Source organism: Niastella koreensis GR20-10, assembly GCF_000246855.1.
Taxonomy (GTDB): domain Bacteria; phylum Bacteroidota; class Bacteroidia; order Chitinophagales; family Chitinophagaceae; genus Niastella; species Niastella koreensis.
This window is the reverse complement of record NC_016609.1, coordinates 8,058,401-8,076,788: the sequence shown is the minus strand read 5'-3', so window position 1 is coordinate 8,076,788 and position 18,388 is coordinate 8,058,401. Positions and strand designations below refer to the sequence as shown.

Genomic DNA, 18,388 nt, shown 5'->3' with positions numbered 1-18,388 from the left:
AATCAATTGCGGTAATCAAACTGAAAGGCACTCAGGTTGGGCGAATATTTTCTTTTCCGGTTCAGTTCATATTGATAAATAATATTTCCCACTTCCTTAAAAAAAGGATAACCGGTTTCTTCATACTCATATTTATCGTCATTCAATATGCCATCGCTGTTTACATAAATATTGCCGCTAACCATAAACTCGATCTTATTTTTAAAATCCACGATGTAGGCCACATCGGTTAAAAAGCCATACGACCAGCCTGTTTTATTAAACACCCGCATATACGGCGGGATCTTGCTGCGCCAGGCCTTGAACATAAAGAATTTGGTATAGCTGTCGAAAAACTCAGCGGTGTCATAACGTGGGTGATCGCTTTCCGATGGCAGCTCGCTCATATAGCGGTGCAGGAAGGTATAATCATCGGGTTGCAGGTGAAACTGTTTTTTAGCAGGTGTTACTTCAGGAAACAAGGCAGCCTGCATTACCTGCTGCATATCTTCCAGGGGGAAATTATTATGCGTGGTAAAATCGAAAGGCTCTTTTATTAAACTATCATACCGGTTATAATGCGCCTTGCCAATCAATATTTTCTTATGAAAGTCGAACGGGTCAGGATTGTACAACGGCATTTGCTTATACAACAAACTATCGCCCTGCATAAACCGGATGGGGTTGGTATGGCGGTTCTCATTTTCGTCCATGGTCACAAAGCGGCGGGTAATACGCGTGTCTTTATAGCCCATTTGCCACAGGCGTTCATTTAATTGCTGCTGGCCAACAAATTCATATAAACGGTTATAGGCATCATTATCGCTCACGAGGAAAACCTTTTTTACATATTGAGCTACAGATGGCAGGTAGTTCACAGCGCTGCTGTCATATCTTACTATTGTCTGGCGGCTGAAGGCGCTATCAGTAAGCATGGTGGTATTTTTTGAAATGCTATACTTACTTAAAGTATTGATCTTTTCCAGGGCCAGCAAAGCGGTAGGCAGTTTAACCATCGAAGCGGGGTTAAAGTATTCATCGCGGTTCACGCGGAAATAGTAATTGGTAAAATGCGGCCTGTTATTTTTATCCCGGTCAATTTTTGTATAGATAAGCTGGTAATGAAACGTATCGGGTTGGTTCAACACCTCTTTTAAAAAGGGCGAAGCCTGTTCACGGATCAGCTTTTCGAGCCACTTATCCGTTTTGCTTTGCGCCCGGGCTACGCCAACCGTTGCTAATAAGACCGTTAATACCACCAATTGTTTCATGGGCAAAAGTTACAAACAAATGAAAATGCATGATAATTTTTTATACCGCATATTCCGGCAATGCCTCCCCCCAGCCCCCTCCGGTGGAGGGGGAGCCTAGCAACCTCGCGAGACTATTTAACTTGTTAACTTGTCAACCTGTTAACTTGTTAACCCGTCAACTTTCTTCCCTTTATCAACTCTGTCAACTCTATCAACTTTCTCCTCGTCAACCCGTCAACTGGTTAACTGGTCAACATCTACTTTATTCCCCTAAATTGCAGTCCTTAAAATACTGCCATACATGAAACTTGTCTCTTACCTCACCGAAGGTCATGACCGTGTAGCCATTCTGGTAGACGGACTACTATATGATGCCGAAGTTTTACACCCCGATCTGCCGACCAATATGAGTATGTTTCTTGCTTACTGGGAAGACTCCTATTCCATGGCGCTGGCCGGTGAAATGATGATCAAAGAAGGAAAGATCGCCAAAAGCAAGGGCATTGCGTACGATAGCGTCACTATTCTGGCCCCGGTTCCTTTTCCCACCTCCTGCCGCGATGGCTATGCGTTTCGTCAACATGTGGAAGCGGCCCGTCGTAACCGTAAAGTGCCCATGATCCCCGAGTTTGATCAATACCCCATTTTCTATTTTACCAATCACCATAGCATTCAGGGTCCCGGCGACATTCAGTGCATGCCCGATCATTTGGAAAAGCTCGATTTTGAGCTGGAAGTAGCCATTGTGATCAGCAAACCAGGCCGCAACATCAGGGCCGAAGACGCAGATGAATATATTGGCGGCTTAATGATCATGAACGATATGAGCGCCCGCCGCCTGCAAATGGAAGAAATGCTGTTGAACCTGGGCCCCGCAAAAGGAAAAGATTTCTCTACGGTTATCGGACCCTGGCTGGTTACGCTGGACGAATTGCAACAATACGAAGTACCTACAAAAGAGGGGCATACAGGTAAAAGCTTTAACCTGCGCATGCAATGCCGCGTAAATGGCAAACAGGTAAGCGATGGCAATATGAAGGATATGGACTGGACCTTTGCCGAGATCATTGAACGAGCCTCCTATGGCGTTAATCTGAATCCCGGTGATGTGATCGGCAGCGGCACAGTAGGAACCGGTTGCTTTTTAGAACTGAATGGCACCGGTAAACTGAACGATCCCAATTACGTGGAGCAATGGCTGCAACCCGGCGATGTGGTTGAAATGGAAGTAGACGGGCTGGGCGTTCTCAGTAATACGATCGTTCAGGAAGAGGATGACTTTTCACTATTTGCCAGAAAGAAATCAGTTTAATCCCTATGATCATAGATTTAAAAGATCTCACCCCGGTGCTGAAACAGAATTACCTGCAACATGCAATAGCACCGCGGCCTATTTGTTTTGCCAGCACCATCGATAACGCCGGCAATGTAAATTTGAGCCCTTTCAGCTTTTTCAATATGTTCAGCAGCAACCCGCCAATGGTGATCTTTTCACCGGCCCGCCGGGTGCGCGATAATACCACCAAACACAGTTTGCAAAACGTACTGGAGGTACCCGAAGTAGTGATCAATATTGTTGATTACGATATGGTATACCAAACCAGTTTGGCCAGCTGTGAATTTCCGAAAGAAGTGAACGAATTCAGCAAAGCGGGTTTCACTGCCGAACCGGCCACCCTGGTAAAACCACCCATGGTAAAGGAAAGCAAGGTGAAAATGGAATGCAGGGTGCATGAAATAAAACCGCTGGGTACCGAAGGGGGCGCAGGCAACCTGGTACTTTGCGAGGTACTGCGCATGCATATTGCCGATGAAATTCTGAATGAGAACGGCATGATAGACCAGCGCAAGCTGCACCATGTGGCCCGGCTTGGCGGCGACTGGTATTGCAAGGTCGATGAAACCAATTTATTTATGGTGGAGAAACCCAATACCAAACTGGGTATTGGCATCGATGCCCTGCCCGATCCCATTAAAAACAGCAAAATCCTTAGCGGTAATAACCTGGGCCAGTTGGGCAATGTGCACGAAATGCCGGTGATTGACCCATCCTTTGACGATGCGCAGCTAAAAAGTATTTTCCAGTATTATTCGTTAAATCCCGCCGAAATGGAAACCGAATTACATACATATGCCAAAAAGCTGTTGAACGAGGGCAAAGTGCAGGAAGCCTGGCAGGTTTTACTTGCACTCAACTAAGAATTTCAACGATTTACGCCTTGTACCTTGTGCCTTGGAGCTTGAGCCTTATTTATTTACCTTTGCCCCGCATTTGCAATTATATGAGTACACAACATTTGTCTGAACAGGAGATCATCAGACGGGAGAAATTACAGGAATTACAAAAGCTGGGTATCGATCCATACCCCGCACCGCTTTACCCCGTGAATATTACTGCCGAAAAAATAAAGCAGGAATACAAGGGCGAAGAAAATAAAGCTGATTTTGCCGATGTATGTCTGGCCGGCCGTATCATGAGCATTCGCGATATGGGTAAGGCTTCTTTTGCCAAAATGCAGGACAGCACCGGAAGTATCCAGTTGTACATTAAACGCGATGAGATCTGCCCCGGTGAAGACAAAACGCTGTACGATAAAGTATGGAAACACCTCACTGATATCGGCGATATCTTTGGCGTGAAGGGTTATGTGTTCACCACCAAAACCGGTGAAACCTCTGTGCATGTTACCGAGCTCACCTTCCTTACCAAATCGCTGAAACCATTACCGATCGTAAAGGAAAAAGACGGTGAAACCTTTGATGCGGTTAGTGACCCCGAGTTCCGTTACCGCCAGCGGTATGTTGACCTGATCATTAATCCAACAGTTAAAGACACGTTTTTAAAACGCAGTCAGCTCATCAATACCATCCGTGATTTCCTGAATGCCCAGGGCGCCCTGGAGGTAGATACCCCGGTATTGCAGGCCATCCCAGGTGGTGCAGCCGCCCGCCCGTTCATTACGCACCACAATGCGCTGGATGTGCCGTTCTATTTGCGTATTGCCAATGAGCTGTACCTGAAACGCCTGATCGTAGGCGGGTTCGACTGGGTTTATGAGTTCAGCCGCAACTTCCGCAACGAGGGTATGGACCGTACGCATAACCCCGAGTTTACCGTGCTGGAATGGTATACTGCCTATAAAGATTATTTCTGGATGATGGAGATCACCGAACAACTGTTTGAGAAGATCGCCAACACCCTGCACAATTCTACTAAAGTTCAGGTAGGTGATAAAGAGATCGATTTCAAAGCGCCGTTCAAGCGCATCAGCATTTACGATGCTATTCAAGAGCACACCGGTTTTGACGTAAGCAACATGAATGAAACCGAGTTGCGCGAGGTTTGCAAAAAGCTGAACATTCATACCGAAGCCAGCATGGGTAAAGGCAAACTGATAGATGAACTGTTTGGGAATAAATGCGAGATGCATTACATCCAACCCACTTTTATCATCGACTACCCGGTTGAAATGAGCCCGCTTACTAAAAAGCACCGCAGCAAGGCCGGACTGGTGGAACGTTTTGAGCTGATGGTAAATGGTAAAGAGATCGCCAATGCATACAGCGAGCTGAACGACCCCATCGATCAACGCGAGCGTTTTGAAGAACAGGCTGAACTGCTAAAGCGCGGTGATGATGAAGCCATGTATATAGACAATGACTTCCTGCGCGCTCTTGAATATGGGATGCCGCCTACCTCAGGTATTGGTATTGGTATTGACCGATTGGTGATGCTGATGACCAACCAGCCCAGCATTCAGGATGTGCTGCTGTTCCCGCAAATGCGGCCTGAAAAAACAGGTGAGTAAAAATATATATTCTTCAAAATATCAAAAGAAAACCCTGACATGTAACATGTTAGGGTTTTCTTTTGGCAGTTGACCCGCCTTAGTTCATTTATAAGAAAAGATCGAGCATTAATTTTTGCGCCGGGTTCACCGCATAGTGAGTGAAATCGGTAATGCCCTGCTCCTTCAGGATGTCCTCATCAATAAAGAAATTACCTGTAGACTCTGCAGCAGGCCGTTGCAGAATATACCAGGCCGCATCAGCGACTATTTCGGGTTTGCGGCTGCGCTGCACCATCATATCGCCCCCAACAATGTTTTGAATGGCCGCCGTGGCAATAGTAGTTTTTGGCCAAAGGGCATTTACCCCAATCTTGTATGGTTTTAATTCTTCTGCCAGTCCCAGCACACACATACTCATACCAAATTTACTGATGCTGTAAGCCAGAAAACGGCCAAACCATTCGGGGTTCAGGGTCAATGGCGGTGATAAATTAAGGATGTGCGCATTTGTACTCTTTTTCAATGCGGGAATACACGCTTTACTCATAAAAAAGGTACCGCGAACATTTATATCATGCATCAGGTCCCACCGTTTGGGCTCCAGGTGTTCTGTAGGCGATAAATTAATGGCGCTGGCGTTGTTGATGAGGATGTCGATGCCGCCTAATTGCTCCACAGTTGTTTTTACAATCTGGTCAATACTGTCTTCAAATCGAATATCGCCCTGAATGGGAACAACTTTCCCCGCGCCGGCTTTGGAGATCTCTTCAGCAGCAGTGTAAATGGTGCCTTCCAGTTTAGGATTGGGTTCAACTGTCTTTCCTACAATTGCAATCTCGGCTCCATCGGCTGCTAAACGCATAGCAATGGCCTTTCCTATTCCGCGCGAACCACCTGTAATTAATACTTTTCTTCCTTTAAATGGCATGAAATTTTCATTTATCGGTGAATCAAAATTGTAAAACCTCCTACAATTTATTCTAATTCAGCATCAAATTGACACTGGAAGTATAAGCACCTGCACGATTACGTAGTTTTACTATTGCATAGGTAATTTCTGTAATTTTTAAATCAAGCGTTTATTCGCTTGCAAACTCGATTTTTTAACAATATGTTTGCTATAGTTAATGATTGATTGATTCACAAGAACACCAATATCCAGGTAAAACCAGATCCAGAAATCCTGAGAAAAACCAATTAACAATCCAGAAAAACCAATCCCGCTAAAACGGGACAATCCAAGATCCAAAGTAAAGACCGAAAAAAACAATGTTCGAAAAACCAAACGTTCCTGAATCTTTCAATTAGAACTAAACAAAATCCAGATCCGCAACAATCCAATGAATCCTTTGAAAACAATTTAAAATTTGTACCTCCTGATGAACCCTGTTCCTTCTTGGTAAGGTTTAGTACAAACTTTTTGACAGTCCCGGAATACCTCCGGGATTGTTTCTTTTTACCCCCTACCCCTAAAGGGGGATTGTTTCATTCACGCATTGCGCGCTTCAGGTTTCCAAAATATAAGCTGTTTTGAATAAAATAAAATGCCCGGATGGTTTAACGCTTCGGCGGAGGTATTCAAACCAAAAGTCCGAAAGAAGCGGGCCGCTTGCGCGGTTACTCCTTCCGGACTTTCATCCTTTGGACCTTCCAACATTTCAGCCATTGCATTGCTTACTTGCTAAACCTGTAACCTGTCTATTTTTTCCTGTTGTCGTTGGGTCCTTTATCTCATCTATCTCTCTACCTGCGATCTTTTAGTAGTTCCAGTTTTATTCGGGTTTTCCAATAATTCTTTTAGTGTGCATCTGTTACTATCACCGGCTTCTTCTTGAATTTTTGCAGGTAAATTACCGGGATCGCCGCCAGTACAAACACGCCAATTACCATATACATATTATCATAGGTAACCAGCATGGTTTGCTTTATAATATTCCCCTCCATTGCCCTGTCGCTCATTTGCTGGGCCTGAAATGCGGTAGCTCCTTTACTCATAAAGGCGGCCACCTGCCCATCTCTGCGTTGTAAATATGCCGGGTTATACGGGTTAATATTTTGAATAAGCGCATTACGCACCTGGCCCGATTTCAGGTGAATGAGCGTGGTAAGAATAGCCACACCAAATGAACCACCCAACTGACGCATCATATTGTTCAAACCTGTACCCTGCCCAATTTGTTTACCCTGCAGGCCCTGTACCGCCAATGTGGTCAATGGCACAAACAGGATGGCCATACCGATACCACGAACAATCAACGGCCAGAAGAAATCACCCGTTCCTGATTCCAGGTTGCTGTTAGAAAGCAACCAACAGAATATAAAGAACAGGAAGAATCCACCGGTTGCCATAAACTGTGCCGGTATACCTTTCTTCAACATGGCGCCTACAAATGGCATACACACAATGGTAGCCAGCCCACCGGGCAACAGGATCTTACCGGTTTGCAACGCCGTAAAGCCTAACAGGTTCTGACAAAATACCGGGAATATAAATACCGAACCATATAAAGCGAAGCCAAGTGCAAAGGAGGTAATAATACCTATTGCAAAACTCCGGTCTTTCAAAATCCGGAAATCAACTACCGGGTGATCGGTGCTCAATTCCCGCCATACGAAACCAATACCAGAAAGAATGGTAGCTATTGTCAATCCGGCAATGTAAGGCGTTTGAAACCAGTCTTCAGTTTCCCCTTTTTCCAGCACCACCTGTAAACTTCCCACACCTATTGCCAGTAATAGAATTCCCCACCAGTCTATCGGCTTTCCTTTTGCAGACATCGACGTCTCCCGCACAAACATCGACACCAGGAAGGCGGCAATAGCGCCTACAGGAATATTTACATAGAAGATATATTGCCAGGCCTTGTGATCAATGATATACCCACCGATGGTGGGACCAAGTGTTGGACCTACTACCGCACCCAAACCAAACAGGGCGGTTGCCATACCGATCTCTTCGCGTGGCCAGGTCTCCATCAAAATAGCCTGTGCGGTTGATAACAAACCACCGCCAGCCAGGCCCTGTAATAACCTGAACAGGATCAGCTCTGTGAGCGAGTGTGACTGTCCACATAAATAAGAGGCGGCTGTAAAAACCAGAATGGAGGCCAGAAAATAATTCTTTCTTCCAAAACGCTCTCCTAACCAGCCCGACATTGGCAATACGATCACATTCGCTACTGCATATCCTGTCACCAGCCAACCCGCATCTTCGAGGGTGGCGCCCAGGTTACCCATGATATCGGGCAGGGCCACGTTCACGATCGTAGTATCGATCAATTCCAGCAGCGAAGCCATGATCACCGTAATGGTGATGATCCACTTCCTAAATCCATGTTCTGCCATAATTCAATGATTTAATTTTTTGTCCTCGCGCTTATTGCTCATCTCAAAATCTATCAGCTACAAGCTTCAGGCCGCAAGCTACAAGTCAAGACATAAGCTGTATTCCTTACAGCTTGGAGCTTGTGGCTTGAGTTTGTATTATTTCTTGGTATCAACTACCACTTTAGCACTTAAACCAGGACGTAAGCGGCTAATGAATTCCTTATCTGATTTATCCAGCTTGATACGCACAGGTACCCGTTGAACAACTTTTACAAAGTTACCGGTAGCGTTATCTGGAGGCAGTAATGAGAACTTGGCGCCGGTTGCACCCGAAAATGATTCAACCGTTCCGTTGATCGGATGATCACCGAAAGCATCTACATTAACATGCACCGGCTGACCGATCTTGATATTCTCAATCTGGGTTTCTTTAAAGTTGGCTGTTAAGTACAGGCCGTTGTCATTTACAATAGAGAACAATGACTGACCGGCTTGCACCAGCTGACCTGGCTGAATGGTTTTCTTTGAAATTACCCCATCGGTAGGAGCTGTAATAACAGTATAGCTTAATTGCAATTTGGCATAATCAATATCTGCCTGACGCAAACCTATGTTGGAAGCGGTAGCGTTCACCTGCTGTTTGTTGGTGCTTACTTTTTCGTTTATTACAGGCACCTGGGTTTCAGCTACACGCTGAGCGGCTTCGGCTGCATCTTTTTCAGCTTTTGCTGCATCATATTGCGCCTTGGTAATGGCGTGGTCTTCGTACAAAGCTTCGTAACGCTTGAAGTCTTCGTTTGCTTTCCACACGCGCACTTTGGCGGTTTCGATATTTGCCTGTGCAGTGGCAATACCGGTTCTGGCCTCGTTCACGGCAAACTGCGATACGTTCACAGACTGTTTGGCAACTGCCAGGGCAGCTTCAGCCTGTTGCAGTTTGATCTGGAAATCGCGGTCATCCAATACCACCAGGGTATCACCAGCATGCACAAACTGGTTATCAACAAAACGAATGTCTTTAATATAGCCGGTTGCTCTTGTAACCACCGGGCTGATGTCGGCATCAACCTGGGCGTTGTCGGTTTCTTCATGGCTTTGGCCATAGAAATATTCTTTTGCGGTAAACGCCAGGGCGCCTACTAATACAAGACCCAGGATAACAGGGAAAATGATCTTTTTTCCTTTACTGCTCTTTTTAACGTCGTTCATACAATATCTCTTTAATACTTTTTTAAATGGGTTAGGGTTGAATGTGTCCGGTTGTTTTCAAAAGGGTATAATAAGCGGCAGTAGCATCTGCTTTAGCCAGCTCAAGATTTAAACGCGATTGATACAACAGGGTTTGTGCTTCAATACGGTCGGTGGTTGTAACCAGGTTGTTCTTGAATTTAGATTCGGTTATTCTTTCATTCTCCGTAGCCTGTACCACCGCGTCGTTCAGCAATTTGATCTTTTCCAGTGTTTGATGGTATTGGGTATAGGATTTATTCACATCCATTTTCACCTGGTCGGTCAGTACGTCGCGGGTAGCGGTTACTTCCTGTTTTTGTAAACTGGCTTCCGTTGCCTTGTTCTTGTTTTTGAAGAAACCGGTAATGTCCCAGCTTGCATTAATACCTACTACAAAGGGAGCCAGGTAGGTAGCGCCTTTAGGGATCAACGCTTTGGAAGGGTTGATGTAGTATAAGCTACCGCCAACGCCAAGGGTAGGTAACTTTTCGTCGCGAATTTTCTTGATGTTGATATCAGCCAGTTTATCCTGGTAATTTAAGGAGCCAAACTCCTTTCTATCTTGCAGGGCCTGCTTCATGTAAACATCCGCGCCTTCTGTCATATCCAGTTTGTAAACCACGTCCTGTACCTGTACCATTGTATTTTCAGGCAAGCCCAGCAAGATATCCAGGTTATAATTCACCACCTTAAGGGTGTGTTCCAGTTCTACCTGTTGTATTTGAATATTCGATTTTTCTAATTGAAAACGCAACACATCATTCTTGGTAGCCAAACCCTGGCTTTCAAATTTTTTGATCTCGGTTAATTTCTGGTCAACGTCTTCCATGTTCTGCGCTACGATCTTCAGGTTCTGTTGAACTTTGTAAAAGTTGATGTAAGCGCCGATGATGTTGTATACGATTTCGTCTTTGTCTTTATCCGAATCCAGTTTGCTGCTTTGGATCAGAATGTTGGCTGATTCTTTTGCATAACGGAACCGGCCCTGTGCAAAAATGGGTTCGTTAATACTGAGGGTTCCCTGATACAGGGTGTTATCAAAAGGGAATTTCATGCTCTTTGGGTCGCCGCCACCATCTGAAGGCAGGGCAAAACTGCGCTGCAACATCAGGGCATGGTTATAAGCCGCGCTCGCTTTTACGGTAGGCATTGTTTCATCCTTTGCCTGCTCCAGTTGTGAAACAGCCTGTGCAATTTTATTTTGGTCCAGTTTTAATTGTTTGCTGTTTGCCACGCCCATGTTAACGGCTTCTTCCAAACCGATGGTTCTTGTTTGTGCTTGTGCAGAGATAATGGTTAGTAATAAGGCTAATCCCGATACTATTTGCTTTGTGAAGTTCATGCGTTCTATATTATAAATGTTATTCTTCATTTTTTATATCCAGGTGCGCCCGCATCATTTGTTTTAAATGGGTCTTTAACCGCGGGGCAATTTTTTTCCGGTAGCTGGCATCATCGGTATCATCAATTTTCATCAGGCGGCAATACAGGGCTTTGGAGTTGGTAATATGGTTCATTGTGCCAAACACACTCGCCATCGTTAGTTCAACGTCTACCTTTCTGAATACTTTTTTCTTTTGACCGTCTGCGATCACCTGCTTTATTTGTTCCAGGTTACGCAGTTTTATATTGATGAGTAGTTCTTTTATTTCCGGTGAACGGGTGGCATTGTATTGTTGCGTTATGATACAATGGAACCTGAAGTTGTTCAGGATCTTCTCTACATAAAAATCAACAAAACGGTCAATTTTTTCCCAGGGAGTCAGAGTTTGATTTTTACTCAACTCTTCAAGAATCCCCAGCGTATACCCGGCACGGTCTTCGATCAGTGCTTCCAGTAATTTCTCTTTTGAACCGAAGTAATAAGAGATCATGGCAAGATTTACGTTAGCGAGTTGCGCTATATCCCGCACAGAAGTCCCATCAAAACCATGTTCCGCGAACAGCCCCTCTGCAACCGTGAGGATGTGTGCTCTTTTATCTACTTTTTCCGTGAGTGACATATATAACCTCTTTCTTTTGGAGCCCCAAAATTAAACAAACGTTTAAATTAAACAAACGTTTAAGTAACTTTTTCTGGACACATCGTTGCAAATCCTGGCAGGGCTGGTGGTACGATGGCGCAGATTCACCTTTTATAGAATTGATTTTAAAGCAGATCGGGCCGGCTATTTAATAATAAGCGCTATAGGGCGGTAACAAGCCCCGGTAACAATTTGATCATATTCAACACGCCATTTAAGGCCCGTTGGCCTCGCCAATACCCGCCCGTGGCCTTTGGTGCCCCCAGCTGAGTCAACCAGCCTATAATGGCCGTAATGACTTCCGCAAGGGCATCTTATCGGTGCCGGGCCCTGCAAGGCATCTCAATTCCTTGAATTTTGTATACTATTAGTGGATTATAGAATGCTTTCTATTTAAAAATTGCGTAGAAGTTGATTTTGGGCTATTTATGGAAAGCGCCGGCGCACAAGTTGCTTACTTTGTCTCATATATTGCAAACTTTTCGCGGAACGTTGCAACTTATGGAGAAGGTTTGAAAAATTTCATCTTAAGTTAAAAAGGTTAGGGTAACTGTTCGAAACATGGCATGGAAAGTTCTGAAGACTGGTTGGAAAGTTCACAATATTGGATGGAAAGTTTCAAACTTTGACGCCAAAGTTGGCAATTGGTGTCTCCAGGTGACCAGGAAACGCAGCAGCCTGATGTTGTACATTTTTGGCATGGTACACCTCGGGGCTGGCTAATTTTGTATTGCAGGCAATCAATGTTCTTGCAGCACTAAATTCACTGAAACCCGCGCCCCATCGGCGCACCAACATTGTTTACGGGTAAATATGTAGTCATGATAAAAAATTACCGGAGTAGTATAATAATGGAAACGCTTTATCGTTTCATTGGTGTTTTTACACCAGTTCCAGTATTTATTACATGCTGTTACCTATAACCTGTTCCAGGCTATAGTGAAGAAAGGATGTAAGCGGAGCGTAGGTTATAACACAGTCACTTAGTTCTCATTTAATAATATCAGGGTATGAACCGGCTTCTCTAAGCCGGTTTTCTTATTTATACCCTCTATTACTTTGAGGCGGCTTGTATTGCTAATCTTTAGCAGATAAAATAATGCCGCCCTTGAAAAAAGGCGGCCTTTTTGCCCTATGCACTATTTAACCCCTATTAGAAAGTTTATAATAACTTAAATCTCTTTTTTTTCGGTGGCTATATGATAAGAAACAACCAAAGGGTTAGATATCTTAAGTAATTCTTTCAGATTTTTTTTATCTGGATATCTGATGCTGTTTTTTGCAAAAAGGGAATAGTAATAATACCCAACATAGCAGGCAAAAAGAACATAGAGGGTAGTACCCGTTAACAGGTATAGTATCAGGTTAGTTTCGGCTTTCATAGTATTCTAAAGATATTCAATCGCCATTTTTCCTGCAATAGCAGTATTACTTAGGACCATTCTACGTGCTTGTAACCGTTAGTTGATGAAATTACCAGCGAGTACAAACACGCAGATGTATTAAAGAAAACTGCTTAATGTTGGGCTGTTTAGTTTTGCTGAAAAAAAATACCCCGGTAACCCTGGGGTATTTTTTTTCACTACATACTTGTGGGTTGTACAATTATTTATTGCACTGTTTATGCAAGGTCCATCTGAGGCTTGTTCTGTAAAATATTTTCTATTTGTTCCAGCACCTCAGGCGTTAATACCTTCAATGCGTCCAATGCTTTCAGGTTCTCCTGCAATTGTTCCACTTTGGTAGCGCCCAGGATGGCGGTGGTTACATTGGGATTTTTTATAGTCCATGCAATGGCAAGAGCTGCCAAAGAAACATTCAATTGTTTAGCCAGCTCAGTAAGCTGTTTTACTTTTTTCAGCTTCTCATCCTGGATCCACCTGTCTTTCAACCAGCCAAAGCCTTTGATCGCCAGCCGTGAATCTTCAGGAATGCCCTCATTATACTTCCCGGTTAAAAAGCCGGCTGCCAGGGGGCTCCAGATGGTGGTTCCCAACCCCACATTCTGAAACACGGGCAGGTAATCCATTTCCATTTTATGACGCTCGAACATATTGTATTGCGGTTGCTCCATAACGGGGCCTATTAAGCAATACTGTTGCGCCACACGGTGGGCTTCCATAATTTCTGCGCCGCTCCACATACTGGTTCCCCAATACAATACCTTACCCTGTTGTATCAGGTTATGCATGGTCCATACCACTTCCTCAATAGGTACTGTGGGGTCGGGGCGGTGGCAGAAATACAGATCGAGGTAATTCTGCTGCAGGCGGTCCAGCGCTTCGTGACAGGCTTCTACAATGTGTTTTCTGCTTAAACCCGTTTGGTTCGGTTTGCTATCCTTCCGCCAGCCGAAAAATACTTTTGAGGATAACACATAGGAGGTGCGGTCCCAGTTCTTTTTCTTCAGCACCCGGCCCATCATTTTTTCACTTTCGCCCAGCGCATACCCTTCTGCATTATCAAAAAAATTAATACCCGCATCATAGGACATGCCCATTAAGGTATCTGCTATACTATCATCAATTTGTTTGTGAAATGTTACCCAACTGCCAAAGGAGAGAACGCTTAGTTGTACGCCCGACCGGCCCAATCGTCTGTATTCCATAAAAATGAGTTTAGGGACCAAATGTAAGGCTTAAGCAAATAACTTACTGCGGTATGCCATTTTGCGGTACCAGCATAGGGCCCGAGCTGCTGTAAAAAGTGTAGGAAGTAAGATCCTGGGCGGCGCGCAAGCCATTTTTGGCAAAGATTATTTTATCGCGCTGGAATACGTGTGCAGGTTTATCGGTGTAGAACTCTTTTTTATCCTGGTCCCACCAAAGCTCCTGGGTACGCAGGGTATCGCCGTTTTTAATGCTTATAACCAGCACGCTGTCGCGCAACAGTACTTTACGGTCAAACTCCACATATTTGGCGTAACGGCTATCCACTGTACTTTCTATAACCGTGCTGTCGTTATAAAAATCAACATGCATGGTTTTGGGGAATTCCATATAAGGCGAATCGGCCTGTACGCGGAGCATATACGGCGAAGTGAGTTTGGCTTTTACAACGCCTACCTGGCTTAAATAGCTTTCTATATTTCTGGCTTCTTCAACAGCTACCTTCTTTTGAAAAAGCTCGTTCACTACCTTCTCGTCATTCTCACAGGAGGTGAATACAAAAAAACAACCCATCAACAGGGCTGCAAAACAATAATATGTAATCCTGGTTCTTCGCATATTTCGCCTGCTAACAACTACATTCTGTTATACATTATTGTGTTCGCTGATAGCATAAAGTCCCTTGAAAATAAGGTCAGGGTCTGCAAATATCCTGTTTTTCAAATGATACACAAAATAGGGCGCATCCCCCCCGGTTAAGACCACGTTAAAGTTCCTGTACCTTGCGGCATAGGCGTCTATCATGCCATCTATCTCTTTGGCCATTCCCAGGATAACGCCACTGAGTATATTGGTACGGGTATCGTAGCCTATGAGGGGTAAATTCCAGTCTTTTTCAACCAAAGGCAATTTAGCGGTGAACATCTTCAACGATTTAAACCGCATTTCCATGCCCGGTGAAATACCACCGCCCAGGAACTCTTTGTTCTTATTAACGAAGTTATAGGTGATGGCGCTCCCCAACCCTATTACCAGATTGTTATGTGTGGGAAAAAGATCAACGGCAGCAGCCATCAGCGCCAGGCGGTCGGCCCCAATATCGGAAGGCTTGCCAACGGGTGTGGTGATGGGTATTTTTGACTGATGACTTAGTTTATGGAAGCGGGATGCTGCAGCCAGCAGCTGTTCCATTTCGGGATTATGATTTACTACTGATGAAAGGATTGACCTGGAAGGTTTGTAAGCAGCAATCAGGTGTTGAATAGTATCAATACTATCATTCTCCAATATCAGCACCTCCTGTAATTCCCTGTTATTAAACACGGCACATTTCAACCGGGTATTGCCAAAGTCAAAGCAAAGCGTAGTTGTTTGAACCAATCTGTATAGATTTTAACGGTTTCCTGGATCAAATACCGGATGAAGAAATGTGATTTTTTTGTTTTCGCCAAAAAAAATCCTTCCGGGAGATCTTACAGATCGAAATCAAATGCCGATAAATTCCTGAAATGTCCGTTTAGTTTTACTTTTTCTTTCAACTGTTCCATTTCCATCAGCATGGGCAATACTTTTTGTAAATGCCGTTTTATAAATTCCTGGCGTTGCAGTTCTTTCATCAATCCTAAAAACTCATATTCTTCCTCGAGCGACAAGCCTGCATGGTGCCCCACATCGTAAGACTTTAATTCCTCATCAGGCTTTTTAAAATCCTTTGAAATATTCAACAGGCGATGCATTTCCTTTACTCCTTTCACTACTTTTTGCATCAGCTCCCGGTTACCGGCATCATCGTTCTCCGGATAATTTACAATGGCGCCACTGTATAATTTATCGGGTACCTGTTTAATTACCTCCAACACCCGGAATATGCGCAACCCTTCCGTTTTAATATCCATTTCGCCGTTCTCATACGTTTGCACAATGTCGTTCACCCGCACCAGGGTGCCCATTTCCTGCAACCTGTTATTCACTACAGAAGGAATACCAAAAGTTTTTTTGGCTTCAAAACATTCGTTTATCAATTGCTTATAACGGGGCTCAAAAACATGGAGGTGTACTTTTTCACCGGGAAAAACTACAATGTTCAGGGGGAATATGGGAATAAAATTTGTCATATCACTTTCTCTTTTTTCACTTATGACCGCAATCTACCACTTTGCGATTATTTGATAAAATTGAACAGTATTCAGCTATTTTTGTTCAAAATACCCTGTCATTGAAAAATACACCCCGTAATATTATTATCAGCCGCACCGACAGCATTGGCGATGTAATACTTACACTGCCGGTAGCAGCTGTGCTGAAACGGCATTTTCCCAATACCACCATTGCCTTCCTGGGCAAATCGTATACAAAGCCTGTTATTGCTGCCTGCAAGCACGTAGATGTATTTATTGATGTGGAGGATTTTTTAAACAACAATATTCTTATTGCAGGTGAAAAGCCTGACTGTATACTACATGTTTTTCCCGTTTCACGAATTGCGAAGCGGGCCAAACATTTAAAAATTCCTTTACGAATTGGTACCACCAACCGATTATACCATTGGTTTACCTGTAATAAGCTGGTAAAGTTAAGCCGTAAAAAATCAGACCTGCACGAAGCGCAACTGAACCTGAAATTGTTAGAAGCATTCGGTATTACCGAAAGCTTTTCATTGCAACAGATTGGGCAATTGTTTGGACTTGAAAAAATACAACCGCTGCCTGCCGGGCTTACTTCACTGATCCAAAAAGATAAATACAATGTTATCCTTCATCCCAAATCGCAGGGCAGTGCAAGAGACTGGCCATTGGAAAATTTTCTACAATTGATTGAATCGCTCAACAAGGATAAATTCACGATATTTATTTCAGGTACTGCTAAAGAAAAAGAATTGATAAAATGGCTGCTTGATAAAGCAGGCGGCCAGGTAACGGATATTACCGGCAAAATGAGTCTGCCTGAATTCATTGCCTTTATACAACAATGTGACGGGTTAGTTGCCAACAGCACGGGCCCTATTCATATTGCCGCAGCCCTGGGCAAAGATGCATTGGGCATTTATCCGCCCATGCGCCCTATTCATCCCGGCCGCTGGGCGCCATTGGGGGCTAACGCGCAGGTTTTTGTACTGAATAAAGAATGTGTTGCCTGCAAGGGCAATGCGAACCCCTGCCAATGTATTATGGATGTGCCCGCTGCCTGGATAAGCGAAGCGCTTACAAAAAGATACCAGCATAAATTTGGTAAAGCATGAACTGGCAATTGCTATTAACCCAGCTGCAACAGGGCGATATGAAAGCTATCGCCCGCAGTATTTCTTTAGTGGAGAATGAAACGCCAGGATACGAAACATTGCTGGAGGCATTGCCCGCCAGGTCCGTTCCTATCATTGGAATAACAGGACCTCCGGGGGCAGGTAAAAGTACCCTTACCGATGCTATGATCGGGGAATGGGTTAGCCAGGGAAAAAGAGTAGCCGTGCTTTGTGTTGATCCTTCTTCTCCATTTAATATGGGCGCTGTACTGGGCGATCGTATTCGCATGAGCGAATGGTATATTCATCCGAATGTATTTATCCGGTCGCTGGCTACCCGCGGTTCGCTGGGTGGTTTACATCCAAAGATCATTGAGATCACTGAACTGCTGAAAGCCGCGCCTTTTGATTTTATTGTGGTTGAAACAGTAGGCGTGGGACAAAGCGAAGTGGAAATTGCCGGCTTGGCCGATATGACACTGGTGGTGCTGGTTCCCGAAGCTGGTGATGATATTCAAACCATGAAGGCCGGGCTTTTAGAGATAGCCGATCTGTTTATTGTAAATAAATCCGACCGTCCCGGCGCCGACCAGTTTGTAAAAAATCTGCTGGGCATATCATCGATGGGGAACCGCCATATTCCCGTATTGAAAACAATTGCGCACGAAAGAAAAGGCATTTCCGCCATAATGACGGCTATCGGCGAACACCAGCAACGGCCTCATCACATTGATAAAAATATTCAGCTGCTTACACAACGCGCCCTGCATCTTATTCAACATAAACGCATGCAGGATATAAACAGGCTGGCGTTGTACACCGAAATAAAAAACGCTTATCTCGAAAACCGGTTCAATCTGTATCAACTGGTTGCACAATACGCCTGATTTTAAAAGGTTCAAAAATTTTGCCCTTGTGCTAAAACAGGGTATTTTTG

16 protein-coding genes are annotated in these 18,388 nt (G+C 44.3%); 5 read left to right on the top strand and 11 right to left on the bottom strand.

Annotated features, from left to right (window positions below):
- Positions 1-2 precede the first annotated feature (2 nt).
- Positions 3-1,250: a serine hydrolase gene (locus NIAKO_RS32285; RefSeq protein ID WP_014222696.1), complete on the bottom strand. Its 1,248-nt coding sequence runs from the start codon at positions 1,248-1,250 to the stop codon at positions 3-5.
- A 283-nt stretch (positions 1,251-1,533) separates the two neighbouring features.
- Between NIAKO_RS32285 and NIAKO_RS32280 the strand changes: the two genes are divergently transcribed.
- The 3 genes from NIAKO_RS32280 (at position 1,534) to lysS (ending at position 5,041) form a co-directional block, all read left to right on the top strand.
- A complete protein-coding gene (locus NIAKO_RS32280) occupies positions 1,534-2,544 on the top strand; it encodes a fumarylacetoacetate hydrolase family protein (RefSeq protein ID WP_014222695.1) in 1,011 nt (336 codons plus the stop codon).
- Positions 2,545-2,549: 5 nt separating this feature from the next.
- Entirely contained in the window at positions 2,550-3,431 is an 882-nt protein-coding gene (locus NIAKO_RS32275; protein ID WP_014222694.1) for a flavin reductase family protein, read from the top strand.
- Between the two features lie 83 nt (positions 3,432-3,514).
- The gene (lysS, locus tag NIAKO_RS32270) at positions 3,515-5,041 is read left to right on the top strand and encodes a lysine--tRNA ligase (protein WP_014222693.1); all 1,527 of its coding nucleotides are present in this window, start codon (positions 3,515-3,517) and stop codon (positions 5,039-5,041) included.
- An 88-nt stretch (positions 5,042-5,129) separates the two neighbouring features.
- Here the strand turns inward: lysS and NIAKO_RS32265 are convergent, their stop codons facing one another.
- The 10 genes from NIAKO_RS32265 to NIAKO_RS32215 form a co-directional block, all read right to left on the bottom strand.
- Positions 5,130-5,951 carry an SDR family oxidoreductase gene (locus NIAKO_RS32265; protein ID WP_014222692.1) on the bottom strand — a complete coding sequence of 274 codons (822 nt, stop codon included), beginning with the start codon at positions 5,949-5,951 and terminating at the stop codon, positions 5,130-5,132.
- Between the two features lie 561 nt (positions 5,952-6,512).
- Complete coding sequence (locus NIAKO_RS38845) at positions 6,513-6,689, bottom strand: hypothetical protein (protein WP_014222691.1); 177 nt, start codon at positions 6,687-6,689, stop codon at positions 6,513-6,515.
- 131 nt (positions 6,690-6,820) lie between these two features.
- Complete coding sequence (locus NIAKO_RS32260; protein WP_014222690.1) at positions 6,821-8,368, bottom strand: DHA2 family efflux MFS transporter permease subunit; 1,548 nt, start codon at positions 8,366-8,368, stop codon at positions 6,821-6,823.
- 138 nt (positions 8,369-8,506) lie between these two features.
- Positions 8,507-9,559, bottom strand: a complete 1,053-nt coding sequence (locus tag NIAKO_RS32255) for an HlyD family secretion protein (RefSeq protein WP_014222689.1) — start codon at positions 9,557-9,559, stop codon at positions 8,507-8,509.
- 31 nt (positions 9,560-9,590) lie between these two features.
- The gene (locus tag NIAKO_RS32250; RefSeq protein WP_014222688.1) at positions 9,591-10,952 is read right to left on the bottom strand and encodes a TolC family protein; all 1,362 of its coding nucleotides are present in this window, start codon (positions 10,950-10,952) and stop codon (positions 9,591-9,593) included.
- On the bottom strand, positions 10,942-11,583 hold the full coding sequence (locus NIAKO_RS32245; RefSeq protein WP_014222687.1) for a TetR/AcrR family transcriptional regulator: 642 nt from the start codon (positions 11,581-11,583) through the stop codon (positions 10,942-10,944). The genes NIAKO_RS32250 and NIAKO_RS32245 overlap by 11 nt, the downstream gene beginning before the upstream one ends.
- 1,642 nt (positions 11,584-13,225) lie before the next feature.
- On the bottom strand, positions 13,226-14,212 hold the full coding sequence (locus NIAKO_RS32230) for a potassium channel beta subunit family protein (RefSeq protein ID WP_014222684.1): 987 nt from the start codon (positions 14,210-14,212) through the stop codon (positions 13,226-13,228).
- A gap of 43 nt (positions 14,213-14,255) precedes the next feature.
- The gene (lptC, locus tag NIAKO_RS32225; protein WP_014222683.1) at positions 14,256-14,831 is read right to left on the bottom strand and encodes an LPS export ABC transporter periplasmic protein LptC; all 576 of its coding nucleotides are present in this window, start codon (positions 14,829-14,831) and stop codon (positions 14,256-14,258) included.
- A 27-nt stretch (positions 14,832-14,858) separates the two neighbouring features.
- Positions 14,859-15,593 carry a type III pantothenate kinase gene (locus NIAKO_RS32220; protein ID WP_014222682.1) on the bottom strand — a complete coding sequence of 245 codons (735 nt, stop codon included), beginning with the start codon at positions 15,591-15,593 and terminating at the stop codon, positions 14,859-14,861.
- A 92-nt stretch (positions 15,594-15,685) separates the two neighbouring features.
- Positions 15,686-16,327: an LON peptidase substrate-binding domain-containing protein gene (locus NIAKO_RS32215; protein ID WP_014222681.1), complete on the bottom strand. Its 642-nt coding sequence runs from the start codon at positions 16,325-16,327 to the stop codon at positions 15,686-15,688.
- 101 nt (positions 16,328-16,428) lie between these two features.
- Between NIAKO_RS32215 and NIAKO_RS32210 the strand changes: the two genes are divergently transcribed.
- Positions 16,429-17,451, top strand: coding sequence for a glycosyltransferase family 9 protein (locus tag NIAKO_RS32210; RefSeq protein ID WP_014222680.1), 1,023 nt, complete (start codon positions 16,429-16,431; stop codon positions 17,449-17,451).
- Positions 17,448-18,338, top strand: a complete 891-nt coding sequence (meaB, locus tag NIAKO_RS32205) for a methylmalonyl Co-A mutase-associated GTPase MeaB (RefSeq protein ID WP_014222679.1) — start codon at positions 17,448-17,450, stop codon at positions 18,336-18,338. The genes NIAKO_RS32210 and meaB overlap by 4 nt, the downstream gene beginning before the upstream one ends.
- Positions 18,339-18,388: the final 50 nt, after the last annotated feature.